Source organism: Thalassotalea euphylliae (assembly GCF_003390375.1).
GTDB lineage: Bacteria > Pseudomonadota > Gammaproteobacteria > Enterobacterales > Alteromonadaceae > Thalassotalea_F > Thalassotalea_F euphylliae_A.
The window spans coordinates 1,011,183-1,027,910 of the sequence record NZ_QUOT01000001.1 but is presented as its reverse complement, the minus strand read 5'-3'; the positions used below and the strand labels follow the sequence as shown (position 1 = coordinate 1,027,910).

At 42.6% G+C, this 16,728-nt stretch carries 12 protein-coding genes and 9 tRNA genes; 3 read left to right on the top strand and 18 right to left on the bottom strand.

Annotated elements, in window-relative coordinates:
* Nucleotides 1-24: 24 nt before the first annotated feature.
* The 6 genes from DXX94_RS04550 to DXX94_RS04525 form a co-directional block, all read right to left on the bottom strand.
* Complete coding sequence (locus DXX94_RS04550; protein ID WP_116014137.1) at nucleotides 25-903, bottom strand: HlyC/CorC family transporter; 879 nt, start codon at nucleotides 901-903, stop codon at nucleotides 25-27.
* A 16-nt stretch (nucleotides 904-919) separates the two neighbouring features.
* The gene (ybeY, locus tag DXX94_RS04545) at nucleotides 920-1,402 is read right to left on the bottom strand and encodes an rRNA maturation RNase YbeY (protein WP_116014135.1); all 483 of its coding nucleotides are present in this window, start codon (nucleotides 1,400-1,402) and stop codon (nucleotides 920-922) included.
* A complete protein-coding gene (locus tag DXX94_RS04540) occupies nucleotides 1,386-2,561 on the bottom strand; it encodes a PhoH family protein (RefSeq protein ID WP_116014134.1) in 1,176 nt (391 codons plus the stop codon). Before DXX94_RS04540 ends, ybeY begins: the two co-directional genes overlap by 17 nt.
* Nucleotides 2,562-2,674: 113 nt before the next feature.
* Entirely contained in the window at nucleotides 2,675-4,129 is a 1,455-nt protein-coding gene (gene miaB / locus DXX94_RS04535) for a tRNA (N6-isopentenyl adenosine(37)-C2)-methylthiotransferase MiaB (RefSeq protein ID WP_116014132.1), read from the bottom strand.
* A gap of 137 nt (nucleotides 4,130-4,266) precedes the next feature.
* Complete coding sequence (locus DXX94_RS04530; protein ID WP_147302236.1) at nucleotides 4,267-7,071, bottom strand: ligand-binding sensor domain-containing protein; 2,805 nt, start codon at nucleotides 7,069-7,071, stop codon at nucleotides 4,267-4,269.
* Complete coding sequence (locus DXX94_RS04525) at nucleotides 7,037-7,486, bottom strand: hypothetical protein (RefSeq protein WP_116014129.1); 450 nt, start codon at nucleotides 7,484-7,486, stop codon at nucleotides 7,037-7,039. Before DXX94_RS04525 ends, DXX94_RS04530 begins: the two co-directional genes overlap by 35 nt.
* Before the next feature lie 205 nt (nucleotides 7,487-7,691).
* Here DXX94_RS04525 and DXX94_RS04520 point away from each other — a divergent pair, with 205 nt between their 5' ends.
* Nucleotides 7,692-8,861 (top strand): FAD-dependent oxidoreductase, encoded by a 1,170-nt coding sequence (locus DXX94_RS04520; protein ID WP_116014128.1) that lies wholly within the window; start codon nucleotides 7,692-7,694, stop codon nucleotides 8,859-8,861.
* Nucleotides 8,862-9,240: 379 nt separating this feature from the next.
* Here the strand turns inward: DXX94_RS04520 and DXX94_RS04515 are convergent.
* The 12 genes from DXX94_RS04515 to DXX94_RS04460 all read right to left on the bottom strand — a co-directional run bounded on the left by DXX94_RS04515 (nucleotide 9,241) and on the right by DXX94_RS04460 (nucleotide 13,510).
* Nucleotides 9,241-9,315: transfer RNA gene (locus DXX94_RS04515), tRNA-Gln, on the bottom strand.
* 287 nt (nucleotides 9,316-9,602) lie between these two features.
* Nucleotides 9,603-9,677, bottom strand: a tRNA-Gln gene (locus tag DXX94_RS04510).
* A gap of 50 nt (nucleotides 9,678-9,727) precedes the next feature.
* Nucleotides 9,728-9,812, bottom strand: a tRNA-Leu gene (locus tag DXX94_RS04505).
* A 64-nt stretch (nucleotides 9,813-9,876) separates the two neighbouring features.
* A tRNA-Met gene (locus tag DXX94_RS04500) sits at nucleotides 9,877-9,953 on the bottom strand.
* Nucleotides 9,954-10,007: 54 nt separating this feature from the next.
* Nucleotides 10,008-10,092, bottom strand: a tRNA-Leu gene (locus DXX94_RS04495).
* 65 nt (nucleotides 10,093-10,157) lie between these two features.
* A tRNA-Gln gene (locus tag DXX94_RS04490) sits at nucleotides 10,158-10,232 on the bottom strand.
* A 60-nt stretch (nucleotides 10,233-10,292) separates the two neighbouring features.
* Nucleotides 10,293-10,367: transfer RNA gene (locus DXX94_RS04485), tRNA-Gln, on the bottom strand.
* Nucleotides 10,368-10,409: 42 nt separating this feature from the next.
* A tRNA-Leu gene (locus tag DXX94_RS04480) sits at nucleotides 10,410-10,494 on the bottom strand.
* Nucleotides 10,495-10,502: 8 nt separating this feature from the next.
* Nucleotides 10,503-10,579 (bottom strand) — tRNA-Met (locus DXX94_RS04475).
* Nucleotides 10,580-11,123: 544 nt separating this feature from the next.
* On the bottom strand, nucleotides 11,124-12,215 hold the full coding sequence (gene ychF, locus DXX94_RS04470; protein ID WP_116014126.1) for a redox-regulated ATPase YchF: 1,092 nt from the start codon (nucleotides 12,213-12,215) through the stop codon (nucleotides 11,124-11,126).
* 80 nt (nucleotides 12,216-12,295) lie between these two features.
* On the bottom strand, nucleotides 12,296-12,880 hold the full coding sequence (gene pth, locus DXX94_RS04465) for an aminoacyl-tRNA hydrolase (protein ID WP_115999748.1): 585 nt from the start codon (nucleotides 12,878-12,880) through the stop codon (nucleotides 12,296-12,298).
* A 15-nt stretch (nucleotides 12,881-12,895) separates the two neighbouring features.
* Nucleotides 12,896-13,510, bottom strand: a complete 615-nt coding sequence (locus DXX94_RS04460; RefSeq protein WP_374188827.1) for a 50S ribosomal protein L25/general stress protein Ctc — start codon at nucleotides 13,508-13,510, stop codon at nucleotides 12,896-12,898.
* A gap of 355 nt (nucleotides 13,511-13,865) precedes the next feature.
* Here DXX94_RS04460 and DXX94_RS04455 point away from each other — a divergent pair, with 355 nt between their 5' ends.
* Both DXX94_RS04455 and DXX94_RS04450 read left to right on the top strand, forming a co-directional pair.
* Entirely contained in the window at nucleotides 13,866-14,381 is a 516-nt protein-coding gene (locus DXX94_RS04455; RefSeq protein WP_116014123.1) for a hypothetical protein, read from the top strand.
* Nucleotides 14,382-14,564: 183 nt separating this feature from the next.
* Nucleotides 14,565-16,604 (top strand): TonB-dependent receptor plug domain-containing protein, encoded by a 2,040-nt coding sequence (locus tag DXX94_RS04450; RefSeq protein ID WP_116014121.1) that lies wholly within the window; start codon nucleotides 14,565-14,567, stop codon nucleotides 16,602-16,604.
* Nucleotides 16,605-16,728 lie beyond the last annotated feature (124 nt).

The window sequence follows — 16,728 nt, the reverse complement described above, 5'->3', positions numbered from 1 at the left end:
GTAACAGGTAAGATAAACAAGGTGCTAGTCGGCGACTTTACCATTCACTTCGTGATCTTTTGGAACGGTAACTTGCAATACCTGTAGGCGACGGCTGTCGGCAGACACCACTTTAAATGCCCAGTTGCCAATTGCCACTTCTTCGCCTTTTTGTGGCATATGGCCAAATTGATGTAAGACGATACCGCCGATAGTATCTGAATCCGCTTCATCAAACTCACAGTTAAAGTAATCGTCGAAATCTTCTAAATCCGTTAACGCTTTTACTTGATAAACGTTACCGGCCAAGTGTTTGATTTCTTCTTCCAACTCGTCGTCGGTTTCATCTTCAATTTCACCAACGATTAATTCCAGAATATCTTCAATGGTAACTAACCCAGAAACTCCGCCGTATTCATCAACGACAATCGCCATATGGTAGCGTTTAGCGCGGAATTCTTTGAGTAGCGATTCAACCTTCTTACTCTCTGGAATAATCATGGCTGGGCGAATTAAATCGCTTAACGTAAAGTTATCACCATTTTCCTTGAACGCATGAGCAAGCAAGTCTTTCGCCAGCAGAATACCTTCTACGTGGTCAATATCGTCGTTAACTACAGGAAAACGCGAGTGCGCCGACTCTAAGATAATAGGTAGGAAATCAGCCAGTGGCTGGTTAATGTCTAATGAGACAATTTGCGAGCGTGGGATCATGATCTCACGGACACGCATTTCGGAAACTTCCAGAACCCCCTCAATCATTTGCTTGGTTTCTGGTTTGATTAACTCGCGATCTTCTGCGTCATTTATCACATCAACGAGTTCTTCTTTATTTTGCGGCTCTCCAGTAAATGCTTGAACTATTTTGTCGAGAAATGATTTACTTGCAGAGCCGTTGCTAGAATGGGGGTTGTCTTCGCTCATAGAGCTGTTTAGTTTCCTATGTTAATTCGTAGGGGTTATTAAACCCAAGATTTTTTAGAATGTCTATTTCTAAGGCTTCCATTTCTTCCGCCTCGTCATCACTTATATGATCAAAGCCAAGTAAATGCAAGCATCCGTGAATGGTCATATGTGCCCAGTGGGCTGCACGGGTTTTATTTTGTTCCTTTGCTTCGTTTTCAACCACTTGCGCGCAAATAACCAGATCGCCGAGCAAGTCCATTTCAATGCCTTCTGGTACTTCAAATGGAAATGACAGCACATTGGTTGGTTTGTCTTTATCGCGATAGGTATGGTTGAGCGACTGACTTTCAGCCGCATCGACTAAGCGTATGGTAAGTTCAAATGGCTTGTCGTATTGCAGCAGTGCAGCTTCTGCCCAGCGCTGAAAGTCTTCATTACTTGGCAGTTGGTCATTTTCAACTAGGCCTGCGGTTACATCCGCTTCAACGGCTCGCTGAATATCAAGTGTTATCGTCATTAGAGGTCTTTTGCTCTGTGTTTGGCCGTTCTTTGCTCTCTTGTACTTTGCTAGCGCTTTGCTGCGTGTTTTCTTGAGCTGCAGTAACAATATTCGCTGCCGTGGCTTGTACGGCTAATTCTGCTTGCTTTTGCGCACTTTCTTGGGCTTTGCGCTCTGCCTTTAACTTGGCCATTTTAGTGTCATGGGCGTCGTAAGCTTCAACGATACGTGCAACCACAGGGTGGCGGACAACATCTTTTGATTGGAAAAAGTTAAAGCTAATACCTGGAATGTTTGGCAATACCTCAATGGCATGGCGTAAACCTGATTTTTGCCCTCGTGGTAAATCAACTTGGGTAATGTCACCGGTGATCACCGCGCGCGAATTAAAGCCAATACGGGTTAGGAACATTTTCATTTGCTCAACCGTCGTGTTCTGGCTTTCATCCAGAATAATAAAAGCATCGTTTAATGTACGGCCGCGCATGTATGCCAGTGGTGCGATCTCAATAACATTGCGCTCAATCAGCTTTTCGACTTTTTCAAAGCCAAGCATTTCAAACAAGGCATCGTAAAGTGGGCGCAAGTAAGGGTCGACCTTCTGTGATAAATCACCTGGTAAGAAACCTAATTTTTCACCGGCTTCAACCGCTGGGCGTGTTAGCAATATACGACGAATTTCTTGGCGTTCTAGCGCATCTACCGCACAGGCAACCGCTAAGTATGTTTTACCCGTACCTGCTGGACCAATACCAAAGCTGATATCGTGGGTAATGACATTTTGCACATAGGCTGATTGATTCAGGTTACGCGGCTTCACAATACCGCGCTTAGTTTTGATGGTGACCATTTTTTCATAGTCGACATCAACCTTACTAGGCGCTTGCTCTAACACATTGGCGTTAAGAATGCCTAAATGCACCATCTCAGCAGTTATGGTTTTCATCTTGCCTTTAACGGTTTCAGTTTCGACGTACAACTCTTTGAGCAAGTCACAAACCGCTTCCGTGTTGGATGGACTGCCGACAATTTTAAACTCGTTGCCACGATAGCTAATTTCTACACCAAGGCGGCGTTCAATGGTTTTTAAGTTATCGTCTAGTGGGCCACAAAGGTTTGCCTGACGGGCATTGTCGACGGGCTCTAAGGTTAGCAAGGTGCTGTTATCTGTGCTCAAGAAATCTTCCGTTTGTCTTTTTGTGTTGTCTTTGCGTGTTAAAGATGAAAAGCCTGTAACTAAATAAAGTGCGGCATAAAAGCAAAGAAGCTTTTATGCCGATAGCATACTTACTAAGGCGTAAACGTGCCAACACCTAAGTCGTCGGTGCCATTGGTACTTGCCGCCGCATTAGCTTCATGATGGCTGTTGGCCAAGATATCAGACGGTGAATGCGCAATGCGTAAACCCATGTCTTTTTCTTCACGAACCAGCTTACCGCGCAATGAGTTAGCGTATACGTCAGTAATTTCAACATCAACGAACTGACCAATTACGTGGTGCGGTGCTTCAAAGTTCACAATACGGTTGTTTTCGGTACGGCCACGAAGTTCCATTGGATTTTTCTTCGATGGACCTTCAACCAAAATACGTTGTTCTGTGCCTAACATTTGGCGCGCAATGCGCAATGCTTGCTGGCTAATGCGATCTTGCAAGATCTGTAGGCGCTGTTTCTTGGTTTCTTCGCTGATATCGTCAGGTAAGTCAGCAGCTGGTGTACCTGGGCGAGCGCTATAGATAAAGCTAAAGCTTAAATCAAAATCGATATCTTTGATCAGGTTCATCGTCTGTTCAAAATCAAAATCAGTTTCACCCGGGAAGCCAATGATAAAGTCAGATGACATGCAAATGTCAGGGCGCGCTTTACGCAATTTGCGAATTTGCGATTTGTATTCAAGTGCAGTATGACCGCGCTTCATTTGCGTTAAAATGCGGTCACAGCCACTTTGTACTGGCAAATGCAGGTGACTAACCAATTCAGGTACGTCTTTGTAAACTTCAATAATATCGTCAGTAAACTCTACTGGATGCGAGGTTGTATAGCGAATGCGGTCAATACCGTCAATGGTTGCCACTAAACGCAATAATTCAGAGAAGCGACAGATAGTACCATCATGGTTTTCACCGCGGTAAGCATTTACGTTTTGGCCCAATAGGTTAACTTCACGAACCCCTTGTTCCGCTAATTGCGCGATTTCATATAAAACGTCATCTGACGGACGGCTAACTTCTTCACCACGGGTGTAAGGTACAACACAGAAGGTACAGTACTTACTACAACCTTCCATAATAGAAACAAATGCACTTGCGCCTTCTGCTTTTGGCTCAGGTAGGCGGTCAAACTTTTCAATTTCTGGGAAGCTAACATCAACAACTGGCGCTTTTTCGCCAGATACTTGTTGGATCATTTCTGGTAAACGGTGAAGGGTTTGTGGACCAAAGACCATATCTACATAGGGTGCACGCTCACGAATCGCATCGCCTTCTTGCGAGGCAACACAGCCGCCAACGCCAATGATCAAATCTGGGTTGTCATTTTTTAGTAACTTCCAGCGACCTAACTGGTGAAATACTTTTTCTTGCGCTTTTTCGCGGATAGAGCAGGTGTTGAGTAATATCACGTCGGCGTCTTCTGCTTCTTCGGCTAACGAGAAACCGTGTGTTGAATCCAGTAAATCTGCCATTTTCTGCGAGTCATACTCGTTCATTTGACAGCCCCAGGTTTTAATATATAACTTTTTACTCATAACTACGTGCCCATAAGAAAATTGATTCCAGTTTTTGCTGGAGAATTTAAGGTCGCGTATTTTACTCTTTATAAGGGCTCTAGGGCAATAGGCTTTCGTGTTGAACAGCGACCCTGAGATTAGTCGCTGCTTATATGTTAACTAGTAAGACGCATCGGAAAGCTAATCACAATTTGACTGCCTTTATCGTCTTTTGGCTCAAAGGTGTTAACCGATGCCTTGTACTTATTAGCTATTTGTCGAATGTAATACATCGACATATTAAACGTAACCTTGCTATTAAAATGAGTAAAGCTGTCTTCGTCGTCGCTGATGGTTAGCCAAAGCTTATCTTTGAATTCTTTTAGCGTTAATTGGAAGTGACTGGAGTCACCGTGCAGTATTGCGCATGTTACGGCTTCGTATATTAGCTTATAAATATTGGCTTGTAGCTCGTAGCTCAACTGTTCGTTTTTAGCATACAAATCGTACGTCATTTTCACATGATATTTACGATGTAAAAATTCAGCGAAATAGGGTACCGCGATATTCAAATTACTGCCGTAAAGAGCGTCTGGCGTTTCTTCAGATTCTTCATTAGCAAATTGGCTGATACATTGCTCGGCGATTTCAATTGCCTGTTCTTGCTTGTTTTCATGAAGCAAGGTAACGATTGATTGCAAGTTTCGTTGTGTTGACAATGCGCTTTTCCCTTTGCGCTTTACTTCTGTTTCGAGCAGCAAATAGATTTTTCGAATGGATTGCGTTCGTAAATAAAACGTCCAAGAAAACAATGCAATAAGACAAATTAAGGTAACGGCATATACAATGCGAGCCTGCAGTGTCCAATACCATGGGTAAGCAACATTAATATTGGCATAAGCTCGTTTCTCGCTCCACTGACCTAAGCTATTGGTCGCCATAATTTCAATGTTGTAGCGACCTGATGCCAACCCCGTTAACGTTAGCTGGTTACCATTGATATGATTCCAGGCGCCATTATTGAGCTTGTACTTGAATTTTTTTGCTTGGCCTGGACGATAATCTAAACTGACCAAATCAAATGACACTACGTCACTCGCAGATGAAATATTAATTTCCTGGTTTTGTAGATACTGACGTCCAGAAACAATTGTTTTGCCAATATAAACATCGGCGCTGTAAGTGTTTCGTTGCTCTATTGGGACTTCTAATATACCGCCAAAATGGGCATAAAACACTGAGTCGCCAACTAAGCGTGCGGCATCAGAAAATGAATATTTTTCGGTCGTCGGAATTAGAGCAACTTCATGAGTGGTTGGGTCTATTGTGTATAGGCCAACCGCAGAGCCGATCCAAATTTTGTTTTTAATTGTTGAGCTATAGGTAAACTCAATACCTTGAGCAATCACAGATAGTAAAGTCCCTTGACGGTCTAGTATGTTTATACCGTCTCCTAATGTGCCGGCAAATATTTTGCCGTTTGCATGTTCGAGTGAAATGACTTTGTTTGGGCCAAGATTTGGCACATTGTTAATGTACTTACTAAAGCGATTGTAGATTGAAATGCCTTTGGTACCCGCTAGCCATACATCACCATTGTCAAAAGGGAGAATGTCAATGATTTCAACTGATGTTAAGCCTTTGTCTTTATTGACATGATCTATGATTGCTTGCTTTTCTATATCATAAATATAAAGACCGTCAGAGTTACTACCTAAATAAAGTAGGCCATCTTGATATGCGAGTTTTATCAGTAGTTTGTTGTTATTGGAAAATGGCACACGCGCTAGACTTTCATTTTTAGCATTGAACTGCCAAAGCCCATCAAATGTCGCAATGAACAGGTCGTCACCGACGGGTTGTAAATCCATGACTCGTTTTGCACTGGTCGTAAATGCTTCGTTAATGTTGGCTGGAAAAATAGTCGATTTAGGGTCAAAGGCATGCAAACCTTGACCATAACTACCAATAACTAACTCTCCTGAAAATACGGATATCTCGTTAGAGTTATTAGCGACATCAAAAGTCACGGGATGATTTTGCAAAGAACTTTCAACAAGCCTTTGTATACCTAGGTTAGAGGCCAGCCATAAGACTTTAGAGCTATCATGATAGGCTGCTTTGACACGTCCTTTATCTGCGTGCTCGTAGTTATGTGGCAGTTCCGTAAGGTTCTCAGCTCTATAACGTTTGATTTCGCCTTCGTTAGAAATGGTAAAAAAGTTATTTGTATGGTGCTCTTTCGCTATGCCATTAATACCGGCAGTTGTGGGAATAGAGGCGACAACTTGCTCACCGTTATACGTGTATATTTGGTTGGGCGTAACTACGATAAGGTATTGGCCAACCGCGGCGATCGTATTTACTTTCTCGCTAATTAATTGGTTAAATTTCTCATCTTTTAGAATGTAAGCACCCTCATAACCAGCGTCCATGTATAGGTGGTTCGACGTTTTGACTAAATGTGTTGGTGCTGCTCCCTTGAAGATGTCTTTGGTTAAGCTAGTGCTACTGTCATGTTTGTATACACGCTTACCAGATGAGATGTAATAGTTCCCTTTAAATTCGATACTATGATAGTGGCTTGAGCGCTCCGTATTAATATTCAGTTGCTCAAACTGACCATTGCTAGGGTCGAAGAGCCATGTGCCTAAGCTTTCTGAAGAAACAATAAACTTTTCACCATGTGGCTCTATTTCATGTGTCCAAGTGAAGGGAAGTTGCCAGTTAGGATCGTTGGCGGAAAAAGTTATGCTGTTGGTGCCATCGAATCGCGTTAAGCCTTGATGTCCAGCTAGCCAAACAAAGCCGTTACTGTCTTGGGTTATACTATAAACCTTTGCTAGGTTGTCTACTTGGGCATTCGCAGTTGATGGGAAAAGTAAAGATACGAAAATAGGCAATAGTGAAAGTGGCAGCAAGCGCTGCCACATAGCTTGTGGAAAATTAGATAATACTGTCCGGCGCAATGTCGTTTTCATGCTTTTTCGTACCGCAAATCGCATAGACTTTTGGTAAAGCGCCTTCAGACTCAGGCTTTTGCACCAGTAAATAAGTTGGTTTTCTTGGATCATCTTGTTGTTGTTTTTGTTGCCAAGCTTTTGTAACAACGTCAGCTTGTTCTTGTCCATACTTCACTGCAAATGCTGTTGCTAGCATTTCGACACCAAAGTCATCCATTACCATCATCGTATTACCATGGTAGCCACTTGTGGTGTCAAAATCTATATCAACGGTCATGATGTTATCTTCTGGTAACACTAAATCAAGCCGCATGTTAGCAAGCACAGCACGATCAGGCTTGGCTTGTAAATTAGTAAGATTTGGTTTCTCTGTTAGGTCGTATACGAGTTTAATATCCGGAGCGACAATTTTTTCTTCTTTTAATGCAGACATAATCTTTCCTTAATTATTGGAATGGCAGAATTGCCAACTTGAGTATAATCGTTAATTTCAATTCTTGAAGAGATAACTCGCATGGAGTGTTAAATATTGATACTTATCAAATAAAAAGCGCTTTCAGTACTGTGATGGTACTCGCCAAGATCGTTAATACCTTTTAAACTAAACACGATTTTTCTAAGTTAATTAAAACTAAATTATGCAACAGTACGATGTACTTATTGTTGGTGGCGGTATGATTGGTGCTGCTACTGCGTTATCTCTTGCTGAGCTTGGCCTCAAGGTCGTAGTGTTTGAGCAACATCAGCCACAAGAATTTTCTCATGAACAAGCTTTCGATTTGCGCGTTTCGGCGATATCGGTAGCCTCTGAAAACTTACTTAAAGACTTAGGCGCATGGCAACAAATACTGCAATGGCGTGCTTGCCCTTATCGTCGGTTGGGGGTTTGGGAGTCAGAACTTGCTTATGCAGAGTTCAATGCCGACGCGATTAATCAACCGCATCTTGGTCATATCGTAGAGAATCGATTAATTCAACTCTCACTATGGCAGCAAGTGGAGCAACATCAGGGAATTAAGTTAGTTTTGGGGCAACCAATAACTAATATTAATCAGCAAGTCGATAGTGTTTTGGTAGAAACTACGCAGGAGAATTTTATCGCGCGGTTAGTGGTAGCTGCCGATGGCGCTAATTCGTTTGTTAGAAAACAAGCAAGAATAGGCTGTACTGGTTGGAATTACCAGCAATCAGCAATGTTGATAAATGTGAAAACTGAGCTGTCTCAACAAGACATCACCTGGCAACGGTTTACGCCATCTGGACCATTAGCCATGCTGCCAATGCCAGGGCACAATGCCTCTTTAGTATGGTATGAGGATAGAGACCGCATAAAACAATTAGCACAACTTAATAATGAAGAACTAACCGCGCAAATTTCACAATACTTCCCAGAGAAGCTCGGTAAAGTTGAAGTTGTTGATAAAGGCTACTTTCCATTAACCAGACAACATGCAAATAAATATGTGCAAGGTAATATTGTCTTACTAGGAGATGCCGCCCATACAATTAACCCATTAGCGGGGCAGGGCGTGAATCTTGGTTTTAAAGATGTGCTCGCGCTTCGTAACGCGATTGCAGATGCTATTGCAAATGGCACTAGCTGGCATGCTTCAAGTGTATTGAATCGTTATGAAAAAATGCGCAGAAGAGACAATTTATTAATGATGTCGGCAATGGACGGCCTATACGCTACTTTCTCTAATGACTCACCAGTTTTAAAAGCGGTTCGAAATATTGGCTTATTTGCGGCGCAGCGTGTTACGCCTGTGATTAAAAACAAAGTATTAGCGTATGCTTGTGGGCTTTAACCTAAAGCCCTTTAATTTATTCAACTCTATCTTTAATTAGGTGCTTTGTCGTTAAAACATCTTTAATAAAAAGTATTTAACGGCATTTCTTCTCTCGCCATCCAAACAAACTGCCTATAGTCATATCAAATTGTCCTTTCTGACTAAGAAGCGTTAATAAAGCTTTATTCTTAAATAGGGAATCTGAGGCTTAATCGCGTACACTGCGATTCTTTTTCGTAAAACTCAATGAGATCACAGTTACAAGTAGCAATTTGTTTGTAAATATCAAAGCAGATAGTTCAAAAATAACTGAACATAGCTATAGGGTTAAATTTTAACAATTATCTAACTGAGTAATTTTTTTGAATTTAAGTACTGGAAAGCATGTAGAGAAAGTTGGCTGGGGTATCAGGATTTGAACCTGAGAATGACGGGATCAAAACCCGCTGCCTTACCGCTTGGCTATACCCCAATCATGTTGAGATGATTTGTAATATCTGAACGATATTACTAGTTTTCAATGGTACGGGAGGAGAGACTTGAACTCTCACGCCTCGCGGCACTGGAACCCTTTTTCTTCAGCATAGGCCAGCGCGTCTACCAATTTCGCCACTCGATAAAGGCAATATCAAACAAGTAATGTTATCAAATTAATAATGTACGAATAAACGGAATACCGATATAGGTATTGCATTTGGGCAATTATTTAACCGAGTAATTTTTTTGGAATTTAATTACTGGAAAGTATGTAGAGAAAGTTGGCTGGGGTATCAGGATTTGAACCTGAGAATGACGGGATCAAAACCCGCTGCCTTACCGCTTGGCTATACCCCAATCATATTGAGATGATTTGTAATATCTGAACGACATTACTAGTTTTTCAATGGTACGGGAGGAGAGACTTGAACTCTCACGCCTCGCGGCACTGGAACCTAAATCCAGCGCGTCTACCAATTCCGCCACTCCCGCATTGAAAAGTTGTCGTTATTATAGAGCCGCCGCTCTTGTGCTACATTCAACACTCATTTGTAAATGGTGGCTACACCGAGATTTGAACTTGGGACCCCATCATTATGAGTGATGTGCTCTAACCAGCTGAGCTATGTAGCCATTTACAACTTTCACTTCTTTAGTGCATAAAGATAAGTGAAAGGTTCTACTAAATGGTACGGGAGGAGAGACTTGAACTCTCACGCCTCGCGGCACTGGAACCTAAATCCAGCGCGTCTACCAATTCCGCCACTCCCGCATTTAGTAATATTGTATTTTTATAGAGTTACCGCTCTCGCATGATTTCATGCTGTTTCTTAAGATTGGCTGGGGTATCAGGATTTGAACCTGAGAATGACGGGATCAAAACCCGCTGCCTTACCGCTTGGCTATACCCCAATCTTAAGGGCAAACATCGATGATTTATACTCACCACAACTTTAGCCTAGGCTATGAAAGTGGCTGGGGTATCAGGATTTGAACCTGAGAATGACGGGATCAAAACCCGCTGCCTTACCGCTTGGCTATACCCCAACGATGTTTCATATTTTAATAACAGACAGCCTGTTATTAAAATGGTACGGGAGGAGAGACTTGAACTCTCACACCTCGCGGTACTGGAACCTAAATCCAGCGCGTCTACCAATTCCGCCACTCCCGCATTGTAAATGGTGGCTACACCGAGATTTGAACTTGGGACCCCATCATTATGAGTGATGTGCTCTAACCAGCTGAGCTATGTAGCCATTTACAATCTTGCCTCTCAGCAAGTGGCGCGTATTATGCAAATCTGATTGCAGCGCGTCAACCGTTTTTTTGCAAAAATATGACTACTTTGGTTTGTTTGGACAAATTACCAACAAGGCGTTTAATTACTACGCGAGAAGCATGTTTTTACGACCAATTTAACGCGTTATTTGTTTTTATATTTTAGAAGTATCACTGCACAGTTAAAAGAGATGAGTTAAGAAGCTAGAGTTAAAGCACCGGTATATTTAACGAAGTAATGGTAAAACTAGTATTAGAAGAGCAATCGCTGCATTAGCCACTTTTAGCTATCAATAATCTATGTCTGCTCGCAGCTTGTTCTTAGCCTGTGATTTGTATTCATATACGCGGATGTAAATAAGCAGTTATATAAACAGGTATAAGCAGGTGCTTTTTTAAAGCTTTAAGGTTATGGCAAATAGAGAGTGAGTTGATCAAATACTGAAAAGAAAAAAGGAGCCATTAGGCTCCTTCTTCAATCATTAAGATAAACGCCAGATTAAGCATTTAGTTAACGTAGGTTTAAACGTTAAATCTAAAGTGAACAACATCACCATCTTTTACAAGGTAGTCTTTACCTTCTAAGCGCCATTTACCTGCTTCTTTCGCGCCTGACTCACCATTGTTTTCGATAAAGTCGTCAAAACCGACAACTTCAGCGCGGATAAAACCTTTCTCAAAGTCAGTGTGAATTACACCAGCTGCTTGTGGGGCAGTGGCATTTTGCTTCACAGTCCAAGCGCGTACTTCTTTAACACCAGCGGTGAAGTAAGTTTGTAAGCTCAATAAACCGTAACCAGAGTTGATTACGCGATTTAAACCTGGCTCAGTTAAGCCCATTTCTTCCATGAAGATCTCGCGATCTTCTTCGTCCATTTCCGAAAGTTCACCCTCAATTTCTGCACATACAGGTACTACCACGGCACCTTCTTTGGCGGCAATTTCACGAACTTCATCAAGGTATGGGTTATTTTCAAAACCATCGTCATTAACGTTGGCAATGTACATAGTTGGCTTAACGGTTAAGAAGTTAAGGTATTTAACGGCAGCTAACTCTTCTTTTGTTAGCTCTAGTGAGCGGATCATTTCGCCTTCTTCTACGTGCGCTAAGATTTTCTCTAGCACAGGTACTTCGAATTTAGCGTCTTTGTCGCCACCTTTGGCTTTTTTCGCTTGTTTTTGTAGAGCACGCTCAGCCGTGTCCATATCAGCAAGGGCTAATTCTGTATTGATTACGTCAATATCGCTGCTTGGGCTAACTTTACCCGAAACGTGAACAATGTTTTCGTTTTCAAAACAACGTACCACATGGCCAATCGCATCGGTTTCACGAATGTTGGCTAAGAACTTGTTACCTAAACCTTCACCTTTTGATGCACCAGCAACCAGACCAGCAATATCAACAAATTCCATAGTGGTTGCGATAACGCGCTCAGGGTTAACAATTTTGGCGATTTGATCTAAGCGAGGATCTGGCACAGGTACCACACCCGTGTTAGGTTCGATGGTACAGAACGGGAAGTTCGCCGCTTCAATACCCGCTTTTGTTAATGCGTTGAACAAAGTAGATTTACCTACGTTTGGTAAACCAACAATACCACATTTAAAACCCATGATTTTTTCCTATCTCGTTATCGCCGATGTGCGGCAAATTAATTTTTGTCAGTGCTTTTGGCTAACACTAGAAAGCCGAACTAAGCAGCTTTAAAGCTGTGTAAGCGATTTTGTGCTTTCTTTAAATCGTCTTTTAGCCAAATTTCAAAGCAGCGGCTTGCTTCATCAACCGCTTGATCAATTAACGTTTGCTCGGCAGCAGGTGCTTTGCCAAGTACGTGTCCGGTTACGCGGTCTTTATGGCCAGGGTGACCAATACCAATGCGCAAACGGTAGAAATCTTTATTATTTGCCATTCTGGCGATAATGTCTCGTAAGCCATTATGACCACCATGGCCACCACCCATTTTTATTTTACAAACTCCCGGTGACATGTCCATTTCATCGTGTGCTACCAGCATTTCGCTAACGGGAATTTTGAAAAAATTCGCCAACGGTGCCACGGCTTGACCACTGCGATTCATAAAAGTGGTTGGAATAAGTAAATGAACAAGTTGACCCGCAATTTGCCCTTTGCCATACAGGCCAGCATATTTCTTTTCGGGTTTTAAGGAGATGTTATGGATGCGAGCAAGTTCTTCGACGAACCAGACGCCAGCGTTATGGCGAGTTTTTGTGTATTCAGGGCCGGGATTACCCAGCCCCACAACTAATTGAATAGTCATAAACGAACGTTATGATTACTCTTCAGTCGCTTCTTCTTCAGCAGCTTCGTCGTTACCGCCTTTAGGAGCGTTTAATGTAACAACAGCTTGGTCGTGGCTTTCACCTTTAGCTAATTCGTCAGAAGTAACGCCTTCTGGGAATTTAACGTCAGATAGGTGAAGAGTTTGACCAACTTCTAAGTCTGCACAATCAACTTCGATGAACTCTGGTAAGTTACCTGGTAAACAAGTAATTGCGATTTCAGCGATGTGGTGAGCAACAGAACCACCTTTCTTCGCAGCAGCTTCTTCGTTTAAGAAGTGAACTGGAACGTTAGTGTGTACAGCGTGTGTAGCATCAATACGCATGAAGTCCATGTGCATTACTAGCGGCTTGTAAGGGTGACGTTGCATGTCTTTTAATAAACACTCAACTTTTTCACCGTCAACGTTTAACGTTAATACGTGAGAGTAGAATGCTTCTTCTTCTTGCGCACGGAATACTTTGTTGTGAGCAAGTGTTAAAGATACAGGCTCTTTGCCTTCACCGTAAAGGATAGCTGGAACTTTGTTCGCGTGACGTAGGCGGCGGCTCGCACCTTTCCCTAGGTCAGTACGTACTTCAGCATCCAAAGTAAATAAATCAGTCATGATAAATACTCTATTAATAAGTCAAAATTTGTTGTTCTTTGCGACCAAGAACAACCTGAAAACCTTTTAATTTAACCAACTTAAACCTAGTGTTAACCAAGCTTAAATCTTAGCCAGAATAAAAAGGCGCGGCATGATAGCATTTTAGCCAATTAAAAGCCAAGGGATTATTGCTGCGAACTGAGTGTAGAAACGGTGACTGTAAAAAAACAGATAACGGTAAATACGAAAATCGTCACAAGGGTGATGACAGAAACGACGATTTTAACGAGGGTCAGTACATAAATTTGCACCAGCCATTCCTTTTATAAAAGCTTGGCACTAGAATATACAGCGCTATTATTTTGAGAATTTTATGTATCACTCGTCATTTAGAGTTTTTGTCATCTTACTGTTATTGTTTGCTTTTGTCGCTCAGGCAGCAGTGCAGACTGTTGTGGTTGATGACTTCTTGAGTGTTGATACATCTAGTGTTGATACATCTAATGCTGATCCACTAGCCACTGCTGATCTCATTGTCGCCAGTGACAAGACAGCAGGCGACACACAAACGGTTCTCGCTTCGGTTAAGTTAAACAATGACTTAGCTCATACCAAAGAGTTAGACACAGAACGGCCAGAACACGAAAAAACCGACAATGAACAACACAGTGACTGCTGCGACGGGAATTGTGAGCCAAGCTGCAATGTCGATTGTAGTGACGGTTCCTGTATTTGTGCTGGCAGTATGTGCTCAGCACCTCTTTATTTAACGGCTTTTATTGGCAGTCCAGCACCTGTTTTTCTTACCAATCCTATTTACAGTTATCAGTTTACACATACCTATTTTATATCTAATTCGCTTTATCGCCCGCCGATAAGCGCCGCTTAAAACTTTTGCGCAAGCTTTGGCATATCTCCCAAATAGCTTTGAATAAATAGCTTGGAGTGAATAGCTAGAAACGGCTTTGCGCCCAAATCTTTAATCATTAAACACTAAAAGACGTGCTTTGTTGCCATGAGCAACTCTTTACACGCAAGCCCCGTTAAGTACCTAAGCATTCACGAGGTAAAAATGCTTTTGAATAAAATTAGCCTAGCCATTGCTGTCGCGATGTTGCCAGCCATATCAATCGCCAGTGAAAAACATGGCGAACACAAAGAACATAACCGCCACCAAGAAGAAAGTGGTCATCACCATCATGACCATTCAGATAACGGAGTAGAACGTATTCAAGTGACCGCTTCCCGCTTAGGGCGTATTGTCACTGAATCCGCCACTCGAACCGAAGTGATAAATGGCGAAGAAGTGCAAGAAAAAGCACTAATGCGTCCGGGCAATATTTCCATGTTAGTGGCTGAAACTGGCGGAGTGCGTGTGCAAACCACATCGCCAGCGCTTGGTAGCGCCAATATTCGCTTGCAAGGTTTATATGGACGTTACACACAATTGCTCAGTGACGGTTTGCCGCTATATGGCGGGCAAACAGCGTCTATCGGCTTATTACAAATCCTCCCAACAGATTTAGCGAACGTTGAAATTATCAAAGGCTCTGCGTCGTCGCTTTATGGTGGTTCCGCACTAGGTGGTGTGATCAACTTAATTTCACGAACGCCTAGCCATAATAGAGAGGGCGAGGTCGAGGGAGAGGTACTCGTCAATTTAACCTCAAAAGATGGACAAGATATTACCTCTTATTTTGCGTCACCTATAACAGATACGCTAAGTGCTTCGGTAACTGCTGGCGTTCACCATCAAAAAGAAGAAGATCTCGACGATGATGGTTGGATTGATATGGCTGGTTATGACCGCGCGACAGTACGTCCGCGTTTTTACTGGCAAGGGGAGGATGGTGCCAACCTTTACTTAACCTTAGGGGCGATGAAAGAGCAGCGTACAGGTGGCACGCGCGAGGGTGCGACTGCGCCAGATGGAAATCCGTTTGCGCAAGATCAAGACACTGTGCGCACCGATCTTGGCTTTATTTATGACGCACCGCTAACTGAAACATTGAACTTAAATGTGCGTGGCTCGGCAATGAATCAAGATCATGAGCATCAATACGGCACTGTGTTTGAAGACGATTCTCATCAAAGCTACTTAATTGAGTCCAGTGTTTCAGGTTATGGCGATCAAGCGGCATGGCTCATTGGCGCGGCGTTTCAGTCAGAGCAATTTGATTCAGAAACATTCTCTGAATTTAACTACACCTACGATGTCCCCGGTTTATTTACGCAACTAGATTATGATGCCAGTGACGAGCTTGCGCTATCACTGAGCGCTAGAGCAGATTGGCACAGTGAATATGGCACTCAATTTAGCCCGAGAATTTCTGTGCTTTATAGCCCTGATAATTGGACGATTCGCGGTGCTTTCGGTCAAGGCTTTTACGCACCAACACCATTTATCGAAGATATTGATGAAACTGGGCTGTCGCGTTTAGCACCATTGACCGATCTTGAAGAAGAGCAAGCGTCAACTGCGTCAATAGATGTTAGCTATGCGCTTGGTGACATCGAAACTAGCGTTACTTTCTTTGCTTCTCATATTGATAATGTTACTGAACTAGCGACTCTCAATAATTTACAGGCTGATGTTGAAGATAATAGTGGTAAACAAGTTGCGATAGTTAATGCACAAGGTGAGAGCCGCATTAGTGGTGCAGAACTGCTGCTGCGTTATCGCTGGCACGACATTAAATTTACTGGTAGTTATTTATATACCGATGCTACTAAACCTAATTTGTTGACATCAGGCCGTTCACCGATCACCTTAACGCCACGGCATTCAACTGGATTAGTGATAATGTGGGAAGAGCACGGCAGCCATTTACTCGGTTTTGAGGCGTATTACACCGGTACGCAAGCGCTTGAAAACAACCCATATCGCGAGCGCAGTGATGCCTATTGGCATTTAGGTTTGTTGGGCCAAATTACTATTGGTAAGGTGAGTTGGTTTGTTAATGCGGAAAATCTGCTGAATGTGCGACAGACCAAAGAAGATCCATTACTGCTGCCAGCACAAGCACCTAGTGGCCGCTGGACAACCGATATTTGGTCACGCAACGATGGTTTTACCGTTAATGCAGGTGTACGTTTTCAGTTTGGTGGTTAACGCCCTAGAGGAAAATAAAGTAACCAGACAAATTGATAATAAAAAGGGCATTCATTTGAGTGCCCTTATTCGTTATTTGCTAGCTAACTTGTGAATACATACCTAGCGGCGGATTATTTCTCAT